The following is a 2,265-nucleotide window of genomic DNA, read 5'->3' on the forward strand; positions in this document are numbered from 1 at the left end:
CTAAACAAGATCAACCACACGAGGGGGGGTCCGTTTTCAACCGTCCCAGAGGGGTCCAGATTCAGCCGCCGTTGACATTCCACCGCACGATAGCGGTATTGCCGAGCGCAGCGTCGTTGATGTCTGACCCTGAGGCCCTTCAGCAAGGACTGCTTGCTGGACGGTGGAGTAAGGCGGGCGGCTCCCAGTGGAGGTCAGGGTGTGACGGCGGCGATCGGGCAGGCGTCGCTGCTCATGACGGCCAGCTCATAGGTCGTAGCCAAAGTTGCCACCGGCGTTGTAGCTTCGCCGCAACCGTCCCACACAGTCTGGCGTCGCCGGCGAGCCGTCGCGCTTCGTACCGTCACCTGCGCAGATGGGCCTGGTTGTGGGTTCGGTAGCCGAGTGGGAGTCCGCTCCCCTTGGATGACGCTCCGCGAACTCTCGGGATCGGAGCTCGACTCCGGAGGCGCGACACCGGCGACCCTGCCGGCTCGAGGGATCGACGTAGCAGCAACCGCGCCTCTATACCTCGACCGGTGACAGCAGAGTACGTCGTACCAGGCGTCAGGATCGCACTTCGATGATCTGTTCGACGGGGAGCCGGGGTGTCCGGCCCGGACCGGCATGCTCGGATCCGAAGGTCCCCAGACGCAGGACAAGGTACGGAAAGCCGAGGTCGCCGATCAAGCGACGCAGTTCGTGTCGGGTGAACGGAACTTCAACCGGACTGCTGTTGGGAAGCACGCCGACGCTGCGCTCGATGGCGGTGAGCCAGAGAGCGCTGAGTGCCTCGCCGGCGCGGAGCCAGTCGGCGGGTTCGTCGCCGCTTCCGTAAAGAACGGCGTAGGTAGCCGCAGTGTCGTGGCCTTCGCCCGCCCGAAGTGTTCCCGACGTGCCGAAGTCTCGTTCGGCTACCGTCGTTCGTGGCTGCTCTGCCGGAAGGACGCTACTGGGCACCCCAGCGTTGTCCGCTCGCTCACCACCGACCCAGGTAGCCGTTTCGGCCTGCAAACGCACATCGGTTGCCTGAGCCCTCTGTGCGTGCTCAACCAGGACGGCCAGCTCGATGACCTCGTCACGGTTGAGCAGATGCAGCCGGGCACCCTCGCGCTCAACGGCGTGGATGAACGCCTCCACGGTGTCCGTGCTGACGGGCTCGTCGCTCACCGTTCGCCGGTCGGTGTGCCGCACGTGCAGTGTCTGGAAGTGCCGCGCTGCCTCTGGCCGAGCCGGCTCGTGCCGCGTCGGGCGGATCACCGCCAGCGGACTGTCAGCCAGCCGCTCGACCTCATGCTGCCAACCTTCGGCGGCCAGCGCCAGCCTGGCGTGGTGCAGGGCGCTACCGCAGCTGAGCTGCAGCATGTGACCGTCTGGATCCTGAGTATGCAGTTGCCGCTCGGCGGCCGCGAACAGTTCCAGTCGATCCGCGGACACGACCCAACGCCACGGCTGAGTGTTGTGAACGGACGGTGCGTACCTCGCAGCTTCGGCGGCCTGGAACAGAGCCTGCTGACGGTCGATTGCATGGCTCACGTCAGGCCTCCGCCGGTTACCGATCTGGGTCTCGTGGCACAAGGACGCGCCTCCACTAAAGGATAGAGGCTTTCGGGGCGCGGCACCGGGCACAACGGTGTAACTCAGATACAAAACTCCAACCGGAAACCGGCCTCCCGGCAGGTCGCACCACCTGAGCGGTGCCGCGCTGGTTCGACCGGCCCGCGAGGCTGGCACGCCGGTAGTTCATCGGTCGCGATCCGAGCCGATGTCCTCCGCGTAGGTCGCGCCGCCGTCAGACTCCTTGGTCAGCGGGCGCGCGCCGCCCTCAGGCGGTCCCGCGATCGACTGCTCGCCGGCTGCCAGCTCCGGGAACTTCGCGTCGAACGCTGGCCGCTCCGAGCGGATCCGCGGCATCCGGTCGAAGTTGCGCAGCGGCGGTGGGCAGCTGGTCGCCCACTCCAGCGAGTTGCCGTGACCCCAAGGGTCGTCGACCGTCACCACCGGACCGACCTTGTATGACTTCCAGCAGTTGTAGATGAACGGCAGCGTCGCGACGCCCAGCAGAAAGGACCCCGCCGTCGACACGGTGTTCAACACCGTGAAGCCGTCGCTTTCCAGGTAGTCGGCGTATCGCCGCGGCATACCTTCGGTGCCCAGCCAGTGCTGCACCAGGAATGTGCTGTGGAAGCCGATCATCGTCAGCCAGAAGTGGATCTTGCCCAGGCGCTCGTCGAGCATTCGGCCGAACATCTTCGGGAACCAGAAGTAGATGCCGGCGAACACCGC

General features: G+C 66.0%; 2 protein-coding genes. Both read right to left on the reverse strand.

The features are described from left to right. Positions 1-546: 546 nt before the first annotated feature. Complete coding sequence (locus KXC43_RS50210) at positions 547-1,515, reverse strand: Acg family FMN-binding oxidoreductase (protein WP_221383420.1); 969 nt, start codon at positions 1,513-1,515, stop codon at positions 547-549. 207 nt (positions 1,516-1,722) lie between these two features. Beyond that, a partial coding sequence (locus KXC43_RS50215) for a cbb3-type cytochrome c oxidase subunit I (RefSeq protein WP_221383421.1) occupies positions 1,723-2,265 on the reverse strand: 543 nt, incomplete at its 5' end.

The organism is Paractinoplanes polyasparticus, from assembly GCF_019710575.1.
GTDB classification, from domain to species: domain Bacteria; phylum Actinomycetota; class Actinomycetes; order Mycobacteriales; family Micromonosporaceae; genus Actinoplanes; species Actinoplanes polyasparticus.